The organism is Kineosporia mesophila (assembly GCF_021129235.1).
Lineage (GTDB): Bacteria > Actinomycetota > Actinomycetes > Actinomycetales > Kineosporiaceae > Kineosporia > Kineosporia mesophila.
On sequence record NZ_JAJOMA010000001.1, the window covers coordinates 774,163 to 790,904 of the forward strand.

Below are 16,742 nucleotides of genomic sequence, written 5' to 3' on the forward strand. Positions count from 1 at the left end.
TACCGAAGTTTGGCTAGAGTTGACTCTGATCAACAGAATCAGTTCCAGAGACCGGAGTTTGCTCCCATGCGCATTCTGATCAGCAGCTGCCCCGCCTACGGGCACCTGCTCCCGATGCTTCCTCTGGCCCGCGCGGCCCAGCGGGCCGGTCACGACGTGGCCCTGATGACCCATCCGTCGGTGGCCGCGCAGGCGCCGTCCCTGCCCTTGCTGGCGGCCGGTCCGTCCATCGAGGAGAACCTGGCCGAGGTGTTCAGCCGGTCCGGCCGGGACGTGCGCGACGTGTCCCTGGACGAGGACGCCGACACCGCGAGCACCCCGATCGACTTCTTCGTGGACGCGCGGATGGATCTCGGCGCCGCCCAGGCCCTGGCCGTCGTGAAGGACTTCGCCCCTGACCTGGTCGTCGCCGACATGGCCGACCATCTCGGTCCGCTCGCCGCCGCCGCGATCGGTGTTCCCTGGGCGGTCCACGGCGGGAGCCTGCCGCTGTACCCCGGGCTCGCCGTCCGGATCGAGGAGGCTGCGGTGAAGCGCTACGCCCAGGAGGGAGTGGTGCGCACGCAGCCGCTGGCCTACCTGGACCCCTGGCCCCAGGTGCTGCTGGACGCAGCTGACCACTACCCGGTCGAGCGCATCGCGGTGCAGGCCGAGCCGCATGCGGGGGAGGGGCCGACGTGGCAGCGCCCGGCGTTCTCCGGGAGGGAGGACCGGCCGACGGTGTTGCTCACGCTCGGCACCGTCGTGGAGGATCCGCAGGCGCTCGGCGCGGCACTCGACTCGCTGCTGGAGTACGACGTCAACGTCGTGGTCGCACCGCACACCCCCGGTGACCTCGGCGACCGGGTGCTCGCTGAGGACCGCGTCCGTGTCGCCGGGTTCGTGCCCATGCGCGATCTGCTCGACAGCGGGATCGATGTGGTGGTCAGTGCGGCCGGGGCCGGCACAGTGCTCTCGTCCCTGGCGGTGGGCGTCCCGATGGTGCTGCTGCCCTTCGGCCTGGACAAGCCGATGAACGCCGCCCGGGTGGCATCGGTGGGTGCCGGGAAGGTGGTGTCGTCGCCGGGTGATGTCGGTGCGGCGGTCGAAAAGGTACTCGGGGAGACCTCTTTCGAATCGGCTGCGGCGGGTGTGGCGGAGGCTGTCCGGGCGGGGAACACAGCCGATGAGGCTCTGTCGCTACTTCTCGCCCGGGCTGCCTCTGTCTCGTAATTCAAGACGCCCTTCTCGGAATGCGAACACCCGGGTTAGCGTCGGACATGACTCCTCGAGCCACCTACACCCATGGGCATGCCGAGAGCGTGCTCCGGTCGCACCGCAGTCGCACGGTGGAGAACTCCGCCGGCTATCTGGTGCCGCATCTTCGGGCCGGTCAGACGGTGCTCGACATCGGCAGCGGGCCCGGCACGATCACGGTCGATCTCGCGCAGCGGGTCGCCCCCGGCCGGCTGACAGCGGTCGAGAGAACTGAAGACGCACTGGCTCACACGCGCGCGGAGGTCCAGCGAAGCGGTGGTGGCCCGATGGATCTGGTGGTCGGGGACGTGCACGATCTCCCGCTCCCGTCCGGCTCCTTCGACGTGGTGCACGCCCACCAGGTTCTGCAGCACGTGGGCGACCCGGTGCAGGCGCTGCGCGAGATGATCCGCGTCTGCCGGCCGGGTGGGGTCGTCGCGGTGCGTGACGCCGATTACAGCGGCTTCATCTGGTATCCGGAGCTCCCGGGACTCGACCGATGGCGGACGATGTACCTCACCACTGCGCGTGCCAACGGCGGCGAACCCGACGCCGGGCGGCACCTTCTCGCCTGGGCGCACGCGGCGGGGGCCACGAATGTCACGGTGTCTTCGTCGAACTGGTGTTACGCCGAGCCCGCGACCCGTGACTGGTGGGGCGGGATGTGGGCCGACCGCATCACCGGTTCGGCCATCACCGAGCAGCTGCTGGCCGGTGGGCACGCCTCGGCGAACGATCTCGAGACGGTCGCCGAGGCCTGGCGGGAATGGGCGGCCCACGAGGACGGCTGGATCAGCATCCCGCACGGTGAGCTACTGATCCGCGTTCCGGCGTGAAAACCCTCACCCGGGGCGGTCCGTCGGCCGATGGAGGTGGATGACCGATCATCAGCAGCGAAAGCGCCTGATCCTCGTGGCAGTCGGTGCGGTCGCGATCAGCTCGCTGATGGCCGGCCCGGCGTCCGCCGCTCCGCCGGACGGTTTCATCGGCCGGGCACCCCGTACCGCCCAGGACGTGGAACGGATGGAGGTCATCTACCGGGGCCGGTCGTACACCTGGGCCCAGATCTACGACCTCCAGGATGCGACCCACCCGATGTTCACCGTGGAGGAACCGGTCAGCTACGGCCAGGGCCGGGCCTATGCCTTCGACTCCGAGGCCGAGGTCCGGGCCTGGACGTGTGCCCATGTCGCGGGTCTGGCGCAGCGGCCGGTCTGCCGGGCCGTATCCGGTGACAGGGCCGCCTCCGGTGGGAGGGCGGCAAACGGGTGAACCGCCCGGGGCACGGGGCCGGGTGGTGAAAGAGCGGGTTACCGTGCCCGGATGGGGACATCACGCCGAGGTGGCAGGCCGGGGAGGCTCGGTCGGCGCCCCACGAAGAACGACATCGTTCCGGTGCTGGAGTCGGCGCTGGCCCGCGCCACCATTCACCTGAACCTGAAGAACTTTCCGGACGCGGCGCAGGCTGCGCTGGAAGCGATCGAGGCCGACCCGGATTTTCTGGTGCTGATGCCGTACGTCGGTTTCGGCCGGCCCGCGGTCAGCGGCCACCGCTTCATGCCCGAGGGGCAGGCGTTCTACTCGCCCGCCCACGGCCTGCTGCTGGTCAGCCGCGACACCTGGCACGACCACATCATGAACATGGGCATTCACCGGTTCGCGCTCGCGGTGGCCGCCGAACATCCCGAACCGACCTGGATCCCTTACCGGGCGACCGATTTCGTCCATCATGACGACATTCGGCCGGGGCTGCGCGAACAACTCGACGGCCAATGGGGCGACGGCTGGTGAGCACGTGCGCCTGCGGCGCGTCGCTGGCGCACGAGGTGAACTGGTGCCTGCGGTGCTACCAGCCGCGTCCGGTGCCGACGGCCCTGGAACCGCTGATGCCGGACGTGGTCCCGACCTCGTCGCGGGTCGCGGCGGAAGGGCTGCAAAGGCGTCGCCAGGGGGTCGGGCGCTGGGACGCCACCGAGGTCACCTTCGGGGTGCCCGGACGGATCCTCGGCACGATCCTGGTGACGCTGCCGCTGCTGTTCTTCCTGCGGAACATCCTGCCGTTCGGGTTCGTCGGCGTCGTCACCTACCTCGCCGTCTACCCGCGGTTCCTGCGTGACCTGTGGCGCCGGTCCGACCGCCTCTGATGCGGGCAGGCGTTCCCAGGGCTGTCCGTACCAGAGCACCAAGACCAAAAACCGGTGATCAAGGTCGGCAACACGCCTGACTTCCCGCCCTCTCCTCAGGACGTCAGGGCCCCTAGGCTCGGCCTCGTGACGCAGACGGAGGGCATTCGGACACCATCTTCATGGGTCGTCGTCGGGCTCGACAACGGGGGCACCACTGACAATGCCACTGTTCTCGACGCGACCGGCAGCTTCCTGGTGGATCAGCTGGTCGAGATCCCGAGCCGCGTGCTCGACGGGCCCGAGCTGGCTGTCGAGGCGCTCGCGGACTCGTTCGAGAACATCATCCGCATCACCAACACACCCTTGACCCTGGTCCGGGCGGTCGGGCTGGACACCCCGGGCCCGGCCAGCGCCACGGGCATCATCTCCAGCAAGGGCGCGACCAACTTTTCGCAGGTCAGCTGGCACGGCTTCGACATCCGCGCGGCCCTGGAGCGCAGGCTCGGGCTGCCGGTGGTCTACAACAACGACGCCAACGCCGCGGCCCTGTACGCCCACCACCGGTACTTCGGGCCCGAGGAGGCGATGCAGAAGTCGTCCGTCGCCGGCATCGTCGGCACCGGCTTCGGCGGAGGCGTGGTCGACGACGGGCGCGTGATCAAGGGCGCCGCCGGGATGGCCGGAGAACTGGGGCACGTGCAGCTGCCCCTGCAGGACGTGCTCGAGGACGGTCAGCCCATCCCGCGGTGCAACTGCGGATTTCTGGGCGATGTCGAAAGCTTCGCCTCGCTGACCGGCATCAAGAACAACCTGCTGCCGTACTGGCTGACCCGGTTCCCCGGGCACCCGCTCGCCGACGAGCCCATCGAGCGCGCGGCCAAGATGCTGCGCGGTTACGGCGAGAAGGAAGACCCGCTGGCCCTGGCCGTCTTCGGGCAGCAGGCCAAGGCCATGGGCAAGCTCTTCACCATCGCCGCGAACTTCACCGACCCCGACGTCTACTTCATCGGCGGGGGAGTGGTGGAGGCGGAACCCTCGTTCCGCCAGTGGTTCCTCAACACCGTGCGGGAGTCGACCCAGCTGCGCGCGGAGCAGCTCGCCGCGGCCTCGTTCGAGCTCGTGCCCGACCGCGACATGGCCGGCGCCCGCGGTGCGGCTGTAGCGGCGTTCGACGCGGTGATGGCCGAGGTGCCCAAGTCCGTCTAGCTCTTCCTTCCGGCGCAGTGTGAGCGCCTCTTCCGGGGCCGTTACACGGCGAAGAGCCGTTGAGCGTGCGAATCGCACTTGCTGGGTAGCGTATGTTGCGATGGTGGGGTTAGTCTTGTCCAAGTCGTAGACGGTTGGACGCGCTAGGGGCGGCGCGTGCTGTTGCGACGGCTTGGAGGATTCGATGAGCCAACCCGTCGAGAGGTCCCGCACGGAAGCGGACGTGCTCGCTCTTCTGGGTATTCCTGATACCCCCGAAAATCGAGCGCCTGAGGCGAGTGCGGAAACGGCTGAGCAGGACGGCTCAGTGGGCCGGCGGATTGCCGAGGCGCGCAGGCGTGTTCATCTCACCGGGGCTGAACTGGGCGCCCGGGTGGATCTGGGTCGTGACCAGATCAGCAAGATAGAAACAGGTAAGCGGCGGTTGGGAGCCCGGGAGGCTCCGGAGATCGCACGAGCTCTGGGCGTAAGCGTCGAATGGTTGCTGGGACAGGATGAGTCGCCCAGGATGGCGCTTGCCCACAGGCTCGCACTCGGCGTGGCCGGGGACGAGGTGCCGCGGGAAGATCTCCCGGCGACGCAACGCCGGGCACTTGAGATTCTCGAGATCGACAGGGTGTTGTCGAGTGTCGTCGACGTGCCCCGGGCGCGTCTCAGCGCCATGGGCGCCCAGGTGTTGCGGAGTTGCCGCACAGATCCAGGCGGTCGACCGCGCAACAAGCTCGAGGCGCAGCGTCAGGGGCGTCGCCTGGCCGAGAAGGTCCGTGAGGAACTGGACCTGGGCAGCGCGGAAATTCGTGACCTGACTGCGCTGATCGAAAGTCACTTCGGCGTCGATGTTGTGTTGTCCCGGCTCGGGCGTACTGCGGACGGGCTCTGTGCGCACACCACGGAGCAGGCTCTGATCGTGGCGAGTACCGATTTTCCCGATGGGCACGTTCGTTTTACGCTCGCCCACGAGTTGGGCCATCATCTGGTCAGCGATCCGCGCGAGGTCATCACCGAAGGTGGTGAGCAGATGTTCTCGGACGATATCGCGGAGCGACGGGTCAACGCTTTCGCCGCGCACCTTCTGCTGCCGGAGGCGGGAGTCCGGGCGGCGTTGTCAGGTCTCGGCGCTCCCGCCGGGGAGCTGGCCGACGGCAGCGTCGGGGCCCAGCGGGTGCTGGGGAATCTGATGGTCCGTTTCGGAGTGTCGCTGCAGGCGCTTCTTTTTCAACTGGCTGACCTGCATGTGCTGACCTTTGACGAGGCTGTCGCACTGAAGAAGTCTCTTCGCGTTCGGCAGATTACTGCTCGCCATTCCACGGGCACCGGAATGCCTCTGCTCGGTGCTCCTCTGGCGGACTCGGTCTGCGAGGTGGTCAGGCCTCCGCAGCGGCTACTGGAAGCCGCTTTGACCGCAGCGCGGTCAGGGAGGATCGGAACTCGTCTGATCGCCGCTCTTTTGGAGCGGGACGACGACGAAGCTCTCTTCGACGAGGTCATGGGAGCCGTGGAAGAGGAAGCAGAGGCTTTGTCAGGGGTTGCTGACGGTCCATGACCATTCGCTCGACGGGGGAAAAAGGAGTGGTGCAGTTACAGGTCTGGTTCATTGATACGTCTGCTCTGATGTCTGCAGCAGTCAGCCTTCACCTGGACAGGGAGATCCAGTCTGCCATTGGAACTGACCCGTGCATGTTGCTTGATGTGGTTGTTGACGAGCTGAGATATCGAGCAGCGACTGATGGGCGCCGGTCGTTGGCCGAGATTGCTCTCGGCAGCTTGGCCCGGTACGGCCCGCCCGTGAAAACTCTGGGTCTGGTAGCTGAGGCAGACGTTCGCGGGATTCAAGCCCTCCTCTCAGACCCACACCCTCTTCGCCATCCTGCCGAACACTATGCCGAGTCCGTCGCGATCGAGATGATGCGGGCCGCACACAATCGAGGTTCGCAACATCGTTTTCGCTTTCTGAGCGAGGACTACGACGCGCGGGTCGCCGCGAACCAGGTGCCCTCCTGCGAACCCTTGAGTACACCTCGACTGCTGTGGGCACGTGTCCGCCAAGGCGGACTGGCAGCTGCCCAGGCGGTCAGTATCACTGATGAACTGATGAGGGCCGGCCGATGCCGGGATTTCACGGTCGCCGAGCTCTCCGGCAGTCAACGAGCACGGCTGGGCCGCGCCGGGCATCCCTGAGCCTCCTCGCCGTCCAGGTTTCGGGGCGCAGATCCTCGACAGTGAATGTCACGTCGATGTCGAGAACCGATCGAGCCGGTACACCACGTGGAGCGGCGGGTCGATCGGGTTGTCAGGCTCCAGGTCGCCCTCAGCCACCCGGGTGAACCCGGCCTTCTCCAGAGCCCTCCAGGAACGGCGGTTCCCGGCGGCAACGGGGACGATGATGCAGGGCGCGCCCGGGTGGTCGACCCAGGTTCTGGTGACCATCGACGAGATCATCCGTACGCCCAGGCCCTGACCGCGCAGGGTGGAGGCGGCGACGAAGTAGTCCAGGCTCATCGCGCCGGTCGGGACCTCGGTGATCCGGGCGAGCGGGTCACGGAACTCGGGGTAGTCGGCGAACGCCGAGCGCTGGATCAGGCCGAACGGGTCATCGTCCAGGAGGGCCAGCCAGTCCTGGTTGGGCTCCTGGCCGCGGGCCGATGCGCCGAAGTCGTGTTCGACCGCCTCGGCGGTGGTCTCGTGGTTCCACCAGCGCTTCACCAGTGGTTCGGCCAGCCACTCGAGCAGCAACGGGAAGTCGTCCTCGACGACGCGGCGCCACGTGATCGTCATGCGACCATCGTGGCGTCACGGATCGGGACCTGGCGAGGCGATTAATGATCGCCCTGATGTCGCAGGTGCAGCCGCATGCGCACGGCCTGCTCGATCTGGTTGGCGGTGTCGTGCGGTGCGCGGGATGCGGCCTTGTGCACGCTCTTGTCCAGGACTTCGCGATCCATCCCGGGGAAGTCGGTACGTAGGTCGTCGACGACCTCGCCCAGTTCCTGTTCGGTGAGAGTCATGACCATCTCCTGTCCATGTCCCCATCCAGTCTTGCGCGTCACGCCGCGATGGCAAGTCGCCCCACGGGTGGATACCCAACCTTGTCGTCGGGTGGCAGGGTGTGGGGCGAACCCGCGGGACATCTACCCGACAGGAGTCTCCCCATGGCCACCACGACAGCTGCCTGCCGCATCCCGGCCGGAGGGGTCGAGCTCGGTGCGGACATCCTCTTCCCCGATCCGTATCCGGCGCAGAGCCCGAACGGCGTAGTGCTTTTCGCCAACGGCAGCGACATCTCGCGGTTCAGCCCCCGCAACCGGTCGGTGGCCGCCGGGCTCAACCGGCGGGGCCTCGCGGCCGTGCTGGTCGACCTCCTCACCGACGAGGAGGAGCGGGCCGACAGCCAGACGTCGGAGTACCGTTTCGCCACCGGGCTCCTCACCGAGAGACTGATCGCGGTCGTCGACTGGGCCGTGAACGAACCCTCATTGGCCGGAATATCTTGGGGGACGTTCGGCACGAGTACCGGCGCGGCTGCGGCTCTGGGGGCGGCGGCCTACCGGCCGTCGGCGGTCCGGGCGGTGGTCTCGCGCGGCGGGCGGCCCGATCTGGCCGGCCCGGCCCTGGACTCGGTCACCGCCCCGACCCTGCTGATCGTCGGCAGCAACGACGTGACCGTGCTGGAGCAGAACCAGCAGGCGCAGAACGTGATGCGGGCCCCCACCATGCTCTACCTGATTCCCGGCGCCGGGCACCAGTTCACCGAGCCCGGCAAGCTGGAACAGGTCTCAGCCCTGGGCGGTGCCTGGTTCGAGCGGCACCTCACTGACGGGAGCACTGACGAGAGCACTGACGGAAGCTGATGTGAAGGCCGCGTGATTGGCCGGGATCAGGAGCACGGCACCGGCCGCTATCAGCGCGCTGATGAGTAGCCACCGCAGGCTCGGGCCGTGGCGTTCGCCGGTGAGCCGGTCGGAGTTGCGGATCGTGCGGCGGATGTCGCGGGGTGTGCGCCACCAGATGAACCGGGTGACGAGATGGCCCACCAGCAGCGTGAAGGCGATCGACCAGCCCCAGACGTGATGCTCGAACGGCCCGCCGACCGACAGCAGGAGCACGAAAACCGGCCAGGAAAGCAGGGAAAGACCGAGTGCCGAGGTCAGCCGGTGACCGCGCACGGTGGCCATCATCGGGCGCCCGTACTTGCCGATGTCCGCGGTGGCCGCCCGGTTCAGCGTCGTCATCCAGCGGAACGAGCGCGGCCGGGCCGAGCGTTGCGAGCGGGAGAGACCGGCCAGGGCGTCGGCGTCGTCGGGCACCACGGTGAGCAGCCGGTGCCAGGCGGCGGCCTCGTCCGCGTACTTCTTGCGGGCCCGGGCGAGACGGGCCGAGAGCTTGGCCTCGTCGATGTCGTCGTACGTGCGCGAGCGCAGCAGTTTCAGGGCCTCCTCGGCGAGAACCAGCTGATCGCGGTTGAGATAGGCCGAGACCAGGGCCCATTCGGCCACCTGGTTCTCGAAGGTCTCACGGAGCGCCGCCTTCGCCACCCGGGCGGCCTCGGGCGGACTGAGGGTGGTGAGAACCACCGAGCGCCAGGCCAGTACGGCGCCGGTCGGGGGTGCCTGGGCGAGGGCGGCGAGTGCCTGCAGCGGCAGGTTCAGCTTGAGCAGGCACCGCGCGGCAACGATCAGGACGGCCGGTTCCTGGGTGGCGAGGAACGTGGCCACCACGGCCAGGGCGGCCTCGGTCTGCTCGGCGTCGAGCAGGACCCGGGCGCGGGCCACGGCCTCGTCCGGGTCGTGTGCGCCGGAGCCCGCGTGCTTCGTCACGGCCTGACGGATGGTCTCGTGCAGGCCGACGACGTCCGGGTCGGGAACGCCGGTGGAGACCGGCACCAGGGCGGTCGACCCGGCGACCAGCTGGGGCCGGCGATTCGGGTCGCGGGTCAGCAGGAGGTGCGGGTCGACGCCGATGTACTGCAGGGTGCGGATTTTCGCCAGGTCGTGGAGGGCGGCGGCGGTGACGTGGGTGCCGCGCAGGTCGATCCAGCGCAGTTCCCGGCCGCGGCGGGCGATGAACCGCACGTCGTCGTCGGTGGCGTTCAGCCCGGCGAGTGACAGCCCGCGCAGGTGCGCCGGCAGGTCGGCGAGGCGGTGCAGGACGGCGGGGGAGGCGTCGAGCGCGAGGGGCAGTTTGCGGACGTCCAGCGCCCCCTGGGCGTCGTACCAGCGCTCCCAGCCGACGCGGGTGGCGATCAGATAGGTGCCGAGATAGGTGCCGTCGTGCCAGGAGTTCATCGCCCAGACCGGCGCAAGGGTCAAGTCTCAGCCGATCTTGTGCGTGCGCAGATAGGCGCGGAGCTCGTCGAAGTCGTCACCCGCGCCGGCGGCGTGGGCCAGGTAGGTCGCGGCCGTGGACAGCCAGGCCCGGGTGGAGGGCGGGGTGTCGCGCAGCGCGCCCTGGAGGTCGGCGTTCGTCACCGGGCTGACCAGGCCGACCTGCACCGAGCGCTCGAGCGCGCGCTCGGTGGCGGCCTCGACCAGGCGCACCAGGTCGGCGCCGGAGAACATCTCGGTGCCGCGCACGAGGGTCTCCAGGGCAGTCTGGTTGACGTCGGGGGCGACGGGACGGCCCGTGATCTGCAGCTTCAGCAGGGCCTCACGGGCCGGGGCGTCGGGCGGCAGGACGAGGACGGTGCGGTCGAAACGGCCGGGGCGGCGCAGGGCCTCGTCCACGTCCCAGGGCGCGTTCGTGGCCGCGAGCACGTAGACGCCGTCGTTGCTGGTCATGCCGTCGAGCTCGACGAGCAGCTGGTTGACCACGGCCCGGGCCTGGTCGGTGTTGCGGCGCGAGCGGCGGCCGCCGATGGCGTCGAGCTCGTCGAGGAACACCACGCCGGGTGACTCCTGGCGGGCCTGGGTGAACAGCCGGGCGATGTTCTGCTCGCTCTGGCCGAAGTAGCTGCCGTAGATGTCGGCCGGGGTGGCGGAGAAGAACTGGGCCCCGAGCTCACCGCTGAGCGCGCGGGCGATGAAGGTCTTGCCGGTGCCGGGCGGGCCCCACAGCATCAGGCCACCGCGCAGCTGCTGGCCGAAGGCCTCCCGCAGCTGGGGGTTACGCATCGGGCCGAGCAGCGATCGGTGCAGGCGCTGCTTCACGTCGTTCATGCCGGCGACGTCGGCCAGGGTCACCAGGTTCGGGTCGCCGGAGTCCCAGCCGGTGGCGGGTGCGACCGGATCGAGGGTGGGACTGAACAGGTTGGTCACCGGTCCGGGCTCAGGGGTCTGTGCGCTGGGAGCCGGCGTGATGCGCGTCCGCAATTCGGTTTTACCCGACCCCTCGTCGAGGAGGGCCGCGTGAACGGCCCGGTACCCCTCGGCCAGCTGCTCGTTGCCCGACGCGGAAGCGGCCGCGGCAGCCACCGACAGCGCCGTGGTGTCGTGCGGGGAGGCCGCGAGGGCACCGGTGGCGTGTTGCAGGGCCTGGGCCGCGTCCCCGGCGGACAGGTACAGACCGGCCAGATGCACGCGGAGGGGGACCCCCGTCGGATCGGTGGGTGTCATGTTCGCCGCAGCGGTCTCCAGGGCCTGGAACACCGACCGATCTACCGTCATCCCGACACGATACCGACACGCCGCCGGGCCGCACTGACTGTTTGCGCCCCCTGGATGACCGCTTTTGCTCCAGGTCTGTGGTGGAGGGCGGTCGAGGTCATATCGTTTTCGGCGTGAAAGCAATGCCGCTGACTCAGAAGACGCTGTCCCACCTCGACGAGAGGGTGGCGCGGCCGGGCTACGACAGATCCGAAGTCACGGTGGGCATCGTGCATTTCGGGGTCGGAGGATTCCACCGGGCGCACCAGGCGATGTATCTGGACACCCTGATGAACTCCGGCCGGGCGATGGACTGGGGCATCTTCGGGGTCGGGGTGATGCCGCCCGACAAGGCCATGGCCGATGCGCTGTCGAAGCAGGATCACCTCTACACGCTGATGCTCAAGGACGGGCACGGCAACCTGGATGCCCGGGTGATCGGCTCGATCGTCGACTACGCCTACGCCCCCGACGAACCGCAGCGGGTGCTCGACGTGCTGACCGCGCCCTCGACGCGCATCGTCTCGCTGACGGTGACCGAGGGCGGCTACAACATCGACAACACCACCGGTGCGTTCGACGTGGACAACCCGGTGATCACTGCGGACGTCGCCGGCCTCTCGGAGGGGAAGGCGCCGGTCACGATGTACGCCTGGGTGGCGGAGGCACTCCGGATCCGGCGGGAGCGCGGTATCGAGCCGTTCACGGTGATGTCCTGCGACAACATCCAGTCGAACGGTGACGTGGCCCGCTCGTCCATCGCCGCGTTCGCCGGTCTGGTCGACGAGGACCTGGCGCAGTACATCCGCACCGAGGTGTTCTTCCCGAACGCCATGGTCGACCGGATCACGCCGGTCACCACGCCCGACGTGGTCGAGGCGGTGTCGGGTGTCTTCGGCATCGACGACGCCTGGCCGGTGGCCTGCGAGCCGTTCACCCAGTGGGTGCTGCAGGACGCGTTCCAGTCCGGGGTCCGTCCTCCGTTCGAGGAGGCCGGCGTGCAGATGGTCGCCGACGTCGAGCCGTACGAGCTGATGAAGCTGCGCCTGCTCAACGCCGGGCACCAGGCCATCGCCTACGCCGGGCACCTGTGCGGGTACACGTACGCCCACGAGCCCTCGTCCGACCCGTTGTTCGTGCAGTTCCTGCGTGACTACTGGAACCACGAGGCCCGGCTCACGCTGGCCCCGGTCGAGGGCATCGACGTGGACGAGTACTGCAACACCCTGATCGAGCGCTTCGCCAACCCGGAGGTCCGCGACACGATCGCCCGGCTGGCCTCCTACGCCTCCGACCGCATCCCCAAGTTCGTGGTGCCGGTGATCCGTGCCAACCTGGCGAAGGGCCTGGTCAGCACCCGGGCCATCGCGATCGCGGTGACCTGGGCGCGCTACGCCGAGGCGGTCGACGAGCAAGGGCAGCCGATCACGGTCGTCGACGTGGAGAAGGACGAGGTGCTCGCCCGGGGCGCCCGGCAGAAGGACGACCCGCTGGCCCTGGCCCGCTCCACCCGCTGGTTCGGTGACCTGGCCGACGACCCGCGCTTCGCCGAGGTCTACACGGCCCAGCTGGCACTGATCCACGAGGTCGGGGCCCGGGAGTTCCTGAACATCCTGAACAAGAGCGCGTAACTGAACCCGGCCGTGATCATGCGAACCTTCCCCGGGGAAGGTTCGCATGATCACGAGGGGTCTCGGGGGCTCTCAGCGTTCGGCCGTCAGCTCCCGGACCTCGGCGTACTGCTCCCGCACCTGCGGGGTGAGCTGGTCGGCCGCGAGCACCGTCGGCTCGCCGGAGGACGACCACTGTGGCAGGGTCTGCGAGCCGGACAGCACCCAGGCCGCCTGGCGGGCGGCGCCGTCGGCCACGTACTCACCCGGGGTCGGCACCAGGACGTCCAGGCCCAGGATGCCCGGGGCCAGCCGCTGCACCGCCTCGGACTGCGCCGCCCCACCGATGAGGAAGGCCCGCTGCACCGGGACGCCCGCGGCGCGCAGGGCGTCGATGCCGTCGGCCAGGGAGCACAGCAGCGCCTCGACCGCGGCCCGGGCGATGTGCGCGGGTGTGGTGTTGGACAGCCGCATACCGTGCAGCGACGCCGTCGAGCGGGGCCGGTTGGGCGTGCGCTCGCCCTCGAAGTAGGGCACCAGCACCAGTCCTTCGGCGCCCGAGGGAGCCTGCAGGGCGAGCTTGGCCAGGCCTTCGTGGTCGACGCCGAGCAGGTTCGCCGCCCAGTCGAGCACCCGCGCCGCATTCAGGGTGCAGGCCAGGGGCAGGTAGCGGCCGGTCGCGTCGGCGAAACCGGTGACCAGGCCGGAGCCGTCGGCGGTCGGTGAACCGGCGATCGCCGAGACCACGCCCGAGGTGCCGATCGACACCGCGACGTCACCGGGCTTCAGCGCCAGGGCCAGAGCGGCCGCCGCGTTGTCGCCCGCACCCGGCCCGAGGATGGGCGAGGACCCGTCGAAGAACCCGGCCGTGCCCGTTCCTGCCCGTTCGCGTGGTCCGAGTACCCGGGGAACTGTGGCTTCGTGACCGAGTGCGCGCTCCAGCAGATCGTTGCGGTAGCCCTCGGAGGCGGGCGACCAGTAGCCGGTACCCGACGCGTCCGACCGGTCGGTGACCAGGCCCTCGAATCCCGTTCCGGCGAAACCACCGGCGAGTTGCCAGGTCAGCCAGTCGTGAGGCAGAGCCACCGCGTGGGTCCGGGTGGCGTTCGCCGGTTCCGCGTCGCGCAGCCAGCGCAGCTTGGTCACGGTCAGCGAGGCCACCGGGACCGAGCCGATCGCGTCGGCCCACTGCTGCTCGTCGAGCTCACCGATCAGGTCGGTGGCGGCGCCGGCCGATCGGGTGTCGTTCCACAGCAGGGCGTCGCGCACCACCTCGCCGGAGGAGTCGAGGGCGATCATGCCGTGCTGCTGGCCACCCACCGAGAGCGCGGCCACGTCGTGCAGTCCGCCCGCATCGCTGACCGCTGTCTGCAGGGCCTCCCACCAGGCCCGGGGGTGTACTTCGGTGCCGTCGGGATGCCGGGCGCGACCGGAGCGCACGAGCTCTCCGGTGTCGGCATCCCGAATCACGATCTTGCAGGACTGGGTGGACGAGTCCACACCGGCGACGAGGGTCATCATTGCTCCCGAACGATCGACAGACTGGCCGGCTCCGGCCGTCTGAGCACAGCCCGGCCCAGCTTACTGGCCGGTCAGGAAGGGGCGGCGATGAGTTCCGCCCCCTGACCTCGTCCTGAAGGTGTGAGGGGTACGAGGCTGGAGGGCGTCACGGTTCTGGTCACCGGCGTGACCAGGGGATTCGGCCGGGCCGTCGCGGAAGCGCTGGTGGACGCGGGGGCCCTGGTCGTCGGGACGGGGCGCTCGGCCGATCGTCCGGGGCCGACGTTCGTACCCTGCGACGTGCCCGATGATCCCCGCACGGCCCAGGATCTGCTGCGGTTCTACGCACCCGATGCCGTGGTGCTCTGCCGGCCCGATCCGGCGCAGATCTGGGTCCCGGAGCCGGGGTGCCTCGTGGTGACCGTCGCCCGTGAGCCCGCCGTCCTGCCCGAGGGGGTCCGTCACATCCGCGTGTGGGTACCGGAGCCGTTACCCGACAGCCGGTTTCCGGAGGTCCTGCGGCCCCTGCTGGTCGAGGTGAGAGTGGGGACGCAGGTCACCTGGCTGATCGGGGAGGCCCTGGGGCCGGGGTGGTCCCGGCTGGCGGCGGGTTACGCGGTGACCGGGTCCGGGCTGGTTCGGCTCAGGGACGGACCGGACTGACTGGACTGACCGGACTGACCGGACTGACCGGACTGACCGGACTGACTGGACTGACTGGACTGACCGGACTGACCGGACTGACCGGACTGACCGGACTGACCGGACTGGCTGGACTGACTGGACTGACCGGATTGACCAGGGGCAGGAAGATCTCGGCGATCACCTCGTCGGGCACCGGGTGCAGCGCCGTCATCACCTCGTGCCGGAAGAGGTCGAAGGGCGGGCCGGCGATCCGGTCCGGGACGTCCGCTCAGCAGATCGGTGGGCCTTTGGGCACTGCCGTGGCCGCCGGGATGTTGCAGAAGATGCTTGTCGTCCGGAGCTGATCCGGCCGCGGCCTATTGGCAGGCCTTCTGGTGGACGGTCGGATTCACGGTGGTCGCGGCGGTGCTCTCGGCGGCTCTGCCCGCCCGATCCGGAGCGCGGAGTCGAGAAAATTGAAAGGTGTTCCGGTGCAGGTATAGAGCAGTTAGGCGCCCGTTGAGAACTGCACCGCAGGCCCGAACGGGTTAACATGGCGCGACGTGGGAGGAAAGTTCAGCTAGGGCCGGCGCGATCCGCCGGAGCCGGCCGCCTCCCATGCCGGTGGCCCGACGCCACGTATTGCCGTGGCGTGAAATCACTGTCGATGTTCTGGGCTTTCCGTGCCCGCGTGCCGATGCATGTAGCAAGCCGTCTTCGGCGCGCGATCAGTACAACGCGGGCGTTGCTCGATGCCGCATGCCCGCCGGAACTCTGCATACCTCTGCACAGGCGACAAGAGAAGATCGGATCAACGATCATGGTGGCGGACAGTAGCGACACATCGGCCCTCTTCGGTGCGATCGGCGGGGTCATCCCGCCGATCTGCACCCCCCTGACGCCCGATCGGCGTCTTGACCTGGATTCCTTGCGCAGCTTGAGAACTCACCTGATCGGGCAGGGGGTGAGCGGCATCTTCGCGCTCGGTACGATGGGAGAGGGGCACTACCTCACGCCCAGTCAGTCGACCACGGTCGTGGAGACCCTGGCCGCCGAGAAGGGCCCCGAACCGCTGCTCGTCGGTATCGTGGAACCCACGACGCCACGGGTGCTCGAGGGCATCGACCGCCTGGTGTCCGAGCAGGTCGACGGCATCGTCGTCACCGGGCCGTTCTACGCCAACGTCAGTGAGCCGGAAATCCTGCGGCACTTCGAGCTCGTCGCAAAGCATTCTCCGGTACCAGTTCTCGCCTACAACATGCCCAGCAACACGGGTTACGCGCTGACCGCGCACAACATGATCGAGCTGCTCGCCGAAGACCTCATCGTCGGCATCAAAGACAGTTCGCTCGACCTCACCAACCTGCGCCGGGTCACGGTGGAGGTGCCGAACGTGGACAAGAAGCTCATCTTCACCGGGTCCGACACCCTGCTCGACTGTGCCCTCGACATCGGCGCGAACGGTGCGGTCACCGGCCTGTCCAACATCGCGGCCGACTACTTCGTCGCGGCGATGGCCGCACACGCCGGTGACCGGCGCATCGACCTCTCCCGCATCCTGCGCGTCCTCAACATTCTCGTGCAGGTGTATGTGCCCACCGAGGTCGAGCGGGGCCCCAACAGCACGGCGATCGGCGCGCTCAAGTCGGCGCTCGTCGAGCAGGGCATCATCGCCAGCGATGCCCTGAGCGAGCCGATGACCCCTGTCACCGAGGGCCGTCGCGAGCACGTCCGCTCGGTGCTGGCCGAGGCCCGTCAGCTGGTCGACATGGCAGAGAGCCAGGGGTTGGCAAGCTGAAGTTGGCTGATCTCTCTCAGCAACCTCTCCCCTTACGTAAGGTTAGGTTTCCTCGACGTCGGAC

General features: G+C 68.8%; 17 protein-coding genes. 12 read left to right on the top strand and 5 right to left on the bottom strand.

All coding sequences use genetic code 11. The features are described from left to right. Positions 1 to 66: 66 nt before the first annotated feature. From LR393_RS02755 to LR393_RS02790, 8 genes are all read left to right on the top strand, one after another. Positions 67 to 1,212, top strand: a complete 1,146-nt coding sequence (locus tag LR393_RS02755) for a glycosyltransferase (RefSeq protein WP_231481366.1) — start codon at positions 67 to 69, stop codon at positions 1,210 to 1,212. Between the two features lie 47 nt (positions 1,213 to 1,259). Next, positions 1,260 to 2,072 carry a methyltransferase domain-containing protein gene (locus tag LR393_RS02760; RefSeq protein WP_231481367.1) on the top strand — a complete coding sequence of 271 codons (813 nt, stop codon included), beginning with the start codon at positions 1,260 to 1,262 and terminating at the stop codon, positions 2,070 to 2,072. Between the two features lie 40 nt (positions 2,073 to 2,112). Continuing rightward, positions 2,113 to 2,508 (top strand): hypothetical protein, encoded by a 396-nt coding sequence (locus tag LR393_RS02765; protein ID WP_231481368.1) that lies wholly within the window; start codon positions 2,113 to 2,115, stop codon positions 2,506 to 2,508. Between the two features lie 123 nt (positions 2,509 to 2,631). Further along, positions 2,632 to 3,027, top strand: a complete 396-nt coding sequence (locus LR393_RS02770; RefSeq protein WP_231481369.1) for a hypothetical protein — start codon at positions 2,632 to 2,634, stop codon at positions 3,025 to 3,027. Continuing rightward, on the top strand, positions 3,024 to 3,380 hold the full coding sequence (locus LR393_RS02775; protein ID WP_231481370.1) for a hypothetical protein: 357 nt from the start codon (positions 3,024 to 3,026) through the stop codon (positions 3,378 to 3,380). The genes LR393_RS02770 and LR393_RS02775 overlap by 4 nt, the downstream gene beginning before the upstream one ends. 126 nt (positions 3,381 to 3,506) lie before the next feature. Further along, positions 3,507 to 4,568, top strand: a complete 1,062-nt coding sequence (locus tag LR393_RS02780; RefSeq protein ID WP_231481371.1) for an ROK family protein — start codon at positions 3,507 to 3,509, stop codon at positions 4,566 to 4,568. A 184-nt stretch (positions 4,569 to 4,752) separates the two neighbouring features. Further along, entirely contained in the window at positions 4,753 to 6,111 is a 1,359-nt protein-coding gene (locus LR393_RS02785) for a helix-turn-helix domain-containing protein (protein WP_231481372.1), read from the top strand. Continuing rightward, positions 6,108 to 6,746: a hypothetical protein gene (locus LR393_RS02790; protein WP_231481373.1), complete on the top strand. Its 639-nt coding sequence runs from the start codon at positions 6,108 to 6,110 to the stop codon at positions 6,744 to 6,746. Before LR393_RS02785 ends, LR393_RS02790 begins: the two co-directional genes overlap by 4 nt. Positions 6,747 to 6,794: 48 nt before the next feature. On the opposite strand, the gene LR393_RS02795 is transcribed toward LR393_RS02790, so the two are convergent. Together LR393_RS02795 and LR393_RS02800 are read right to left on the bottom strand one after the other, a co-directional pair. Further along, positions 6,795 to 7,343 carry a GNAT family N-acetyltransferase gene (locus LR393_RS02795; RefSeq protein ID WP_231481374.1) on the bottom strand — a complete coding sequence of 183 codons (549 nt, stop codon included), beginning with the start codon at positions 7,341 to 7,343 and terminating at the stop codon, positions 6,795 to 6,797. Between the two features lie 41 nt (positions 7,344 to 7,384). Further along, the gene (locus LR393_RS02800; RefSeq protein WP_231481375.1) at positions 7,385 to 7,573 is read right to left on the bottom strand and encodes a hypothetical protein; all 189 of its coding nucleotides are present in this window, start codon (positions 7,571 to 7,573) and stop codon (positions 7,385 to 7,387) included. 144 nt (positions 7,574 to 7,717) lie between these two features. Between LR393_RS02800 and LR393_RS02805 the strand changes: the two genes are divergently transcribed. Further along, positions 7,718 to 8,416 (top strand): dienelactone hydrolase family protein, encoded by a 699-nt coding sequence (locus tag LR393_RS02805; protein ID WP_231481376.1) that lies wholly within the window; start codon positions 7,718 to 7,720, stop codon positions 8,414 to 8,416. On the opposite strand, the gene LR393_RS02810 is transcribed toward LR393_RS02805, so the two are convergent. Together LR393_RS02810 and LR393_RS02815 are read right to left on the bottom strand one after the other, a co-directional pair. Continuing rightward, the gene (locus tag LR393_RS02810) at positions 8,342 to 9,874 is read right to left on the bottom strand and encodes a tetratricopeptide repeat protein (protein WP_231481377.1); all 1,533 of its coding nucleotides are present in this window, start codon (positions 9,872 to 9,874) and stop codon (positions 8,342 to 8,344) included. The genes LR393_RS02805 and LR393_RS02810 overlap by 75 nt on opposite strands. Before the next feature lie 3 nt (positions 9,875 to 9,877). Continuing rightward, positions 9,878 to 11,167: an ATP-binding protein gene (locus LR393_RS02815; RefSeq protein ID WP_231481378.1), complete on the bottom strand. Its 1,290-nt coding sequence runs from the start codon at positions 11,165 to 11,167 to the stop codon at positions 9,878 to 9,880. Positions 11,168 to 11,289: 122 nt separating this feature from the next. Between LR393_RS02815 and LR393_RS02820 the strand changes: the two genes are divergently transcribed. After that, on the top strand, positions 11,290 to 12,777 hold the full coding sequence (locus LR393_RS02820) for a mannitol dehydrogenase family protein (RefSeq protein ID WP_231481421.1): 1,488 nt from the start codon (positions 11,290 to 11,292) through the stop codon (positions 12,775 to 12,777). Positions 12,778 to 12,849: 72 nt separating this feature from the next. On the opposite strand, the gene xylB is transcribed toward LR393_RS02820, so the two are convergent. Continuing rightward, entirely contained in the window at positions 12,850 to 14,274 is a 1,425-nt protein-coding gene (gene xylB / locus LR393_RS02825; RefSeq protein WP_345718794.1) for a xylulokinase, read from the bottom strand. Between the two features lie 123 nt (positions 14,275 to 14,397). Between xylB and LR393_RS02830 the strand changes: the two genes are divergently transcribed. After that, a complete protein-coding gene (locus LR393_RS02830; RefSeq protein ID WP_231481380.1) occupies positions 14,398 to 14,919 on the top strand; it encodes a Rossmann-fold NAD(P)-binding domain-containing protein in 522 nt (173 codons plus the stop codon). Between the two features lie 781 nt (positions 14,920 to 15,700). Beyond that, the gene (locus LR393_RS02835; protein WP_231481381.1) at positions 15,701 to 16,678 is read left to right on the top strand and encodes a dihydrodipicolinate synthase family protein; all 978 of its coding nucleotides are present in this window, start codon (positions 15,701 to 15,703) and stop codon (positions 16,676 to 16,678) included. Positions 16,679 to 16,742: the final 64 nt, after the last annotated feature.

Excerpts from the sequence above, each read along its gene's own strand:
- LR393_RS02820 (WP_231481421.1), top strand. The coding sequence starts at position 11,290 with ATGCCGCTGACTCAGAAGACGCTGTCCCACCTCGACGAGAGGGTGGCG.
- xylB (WP_345718794.1), bottom strand. The coding sequence starts at position 14,274 with ATGACCCTCGTCGCCGGTGTGGACTCGTCCACCCAGTCCTGCAAGATC.
- LR393_RS02815 (WP_231481378.1), bottom strand. The coding sequence starts at position 11,167 with ATGACGGTAGATCGGTCGGTGTTCCAGGCCCTGGAGACCGCTGCGGCG.
- LR393_RS02755 (WP_231481366.1), top strand. The coding sequence starts at position 67 with ATGCGCATTCTGATCAGCAGCTGCCCCGCCTACGGGCACCTGCTCCCG.
- LR393_RS02795 (WP_231481374.1), bottom strand. The coding sequence starts at position 7,343 with ATGACGATCACGTGGCGCCGCGTCGTCGAGGACGACTTCCCGTTGCTG.
- LR393_RS02805 (WP_231481376.1), top strand. The coding sequence starts at position 7,718 with ATGGCCACCACGACAGCTGCCTGCCGCATCCCGGCCGGAGGGGTCGAG.
- LR393_RS02790 (WP_231481373.1), top strand. The coding sequence starts at position 6,108 with ATGACCATTCGCTCGACGGGGGAAAAAGGAGTGGTGCAGTTACAGGTC.
- LR393_RS02800 (WP_231481375.1), bottom strand. The coding sequence starts at position 7,573 with ATGACTCTCACCGAACAGGAACTGGGCGAGGTCGTCGACGACCTACGT.
- LR393_RS02835 (WP_231481381.1), top strand. The coding sequence starts at position 15,701 with ATGGTGGCGGACAGTAGCGACACATCGGCCCTCTTCGGTGCGATCGGC.
- LR393_RS02765 (WP_231481368.1), top strand. The coding sequence starts at position 2,113 with ATGACCGATCATCAGCAGCGAAAGCGCCTGATCCTCGTGGCAGTCGGT.
- LR393_RS02785 (WP_231481372.1), top strand. The coding sequence starts at position 4,753 with ATGAGCCAACCCGTCGAGAGGTCCCGCACGGAAGCGGACGTGCTCGCT.
- LR393_RS02760 (WP_231481367.1), top strand. The coding sequence starts at position 1,260 with ATGACTCCTCGAGCCACCTACACCCATGGGCATGCCGAGAGCGTGCTC.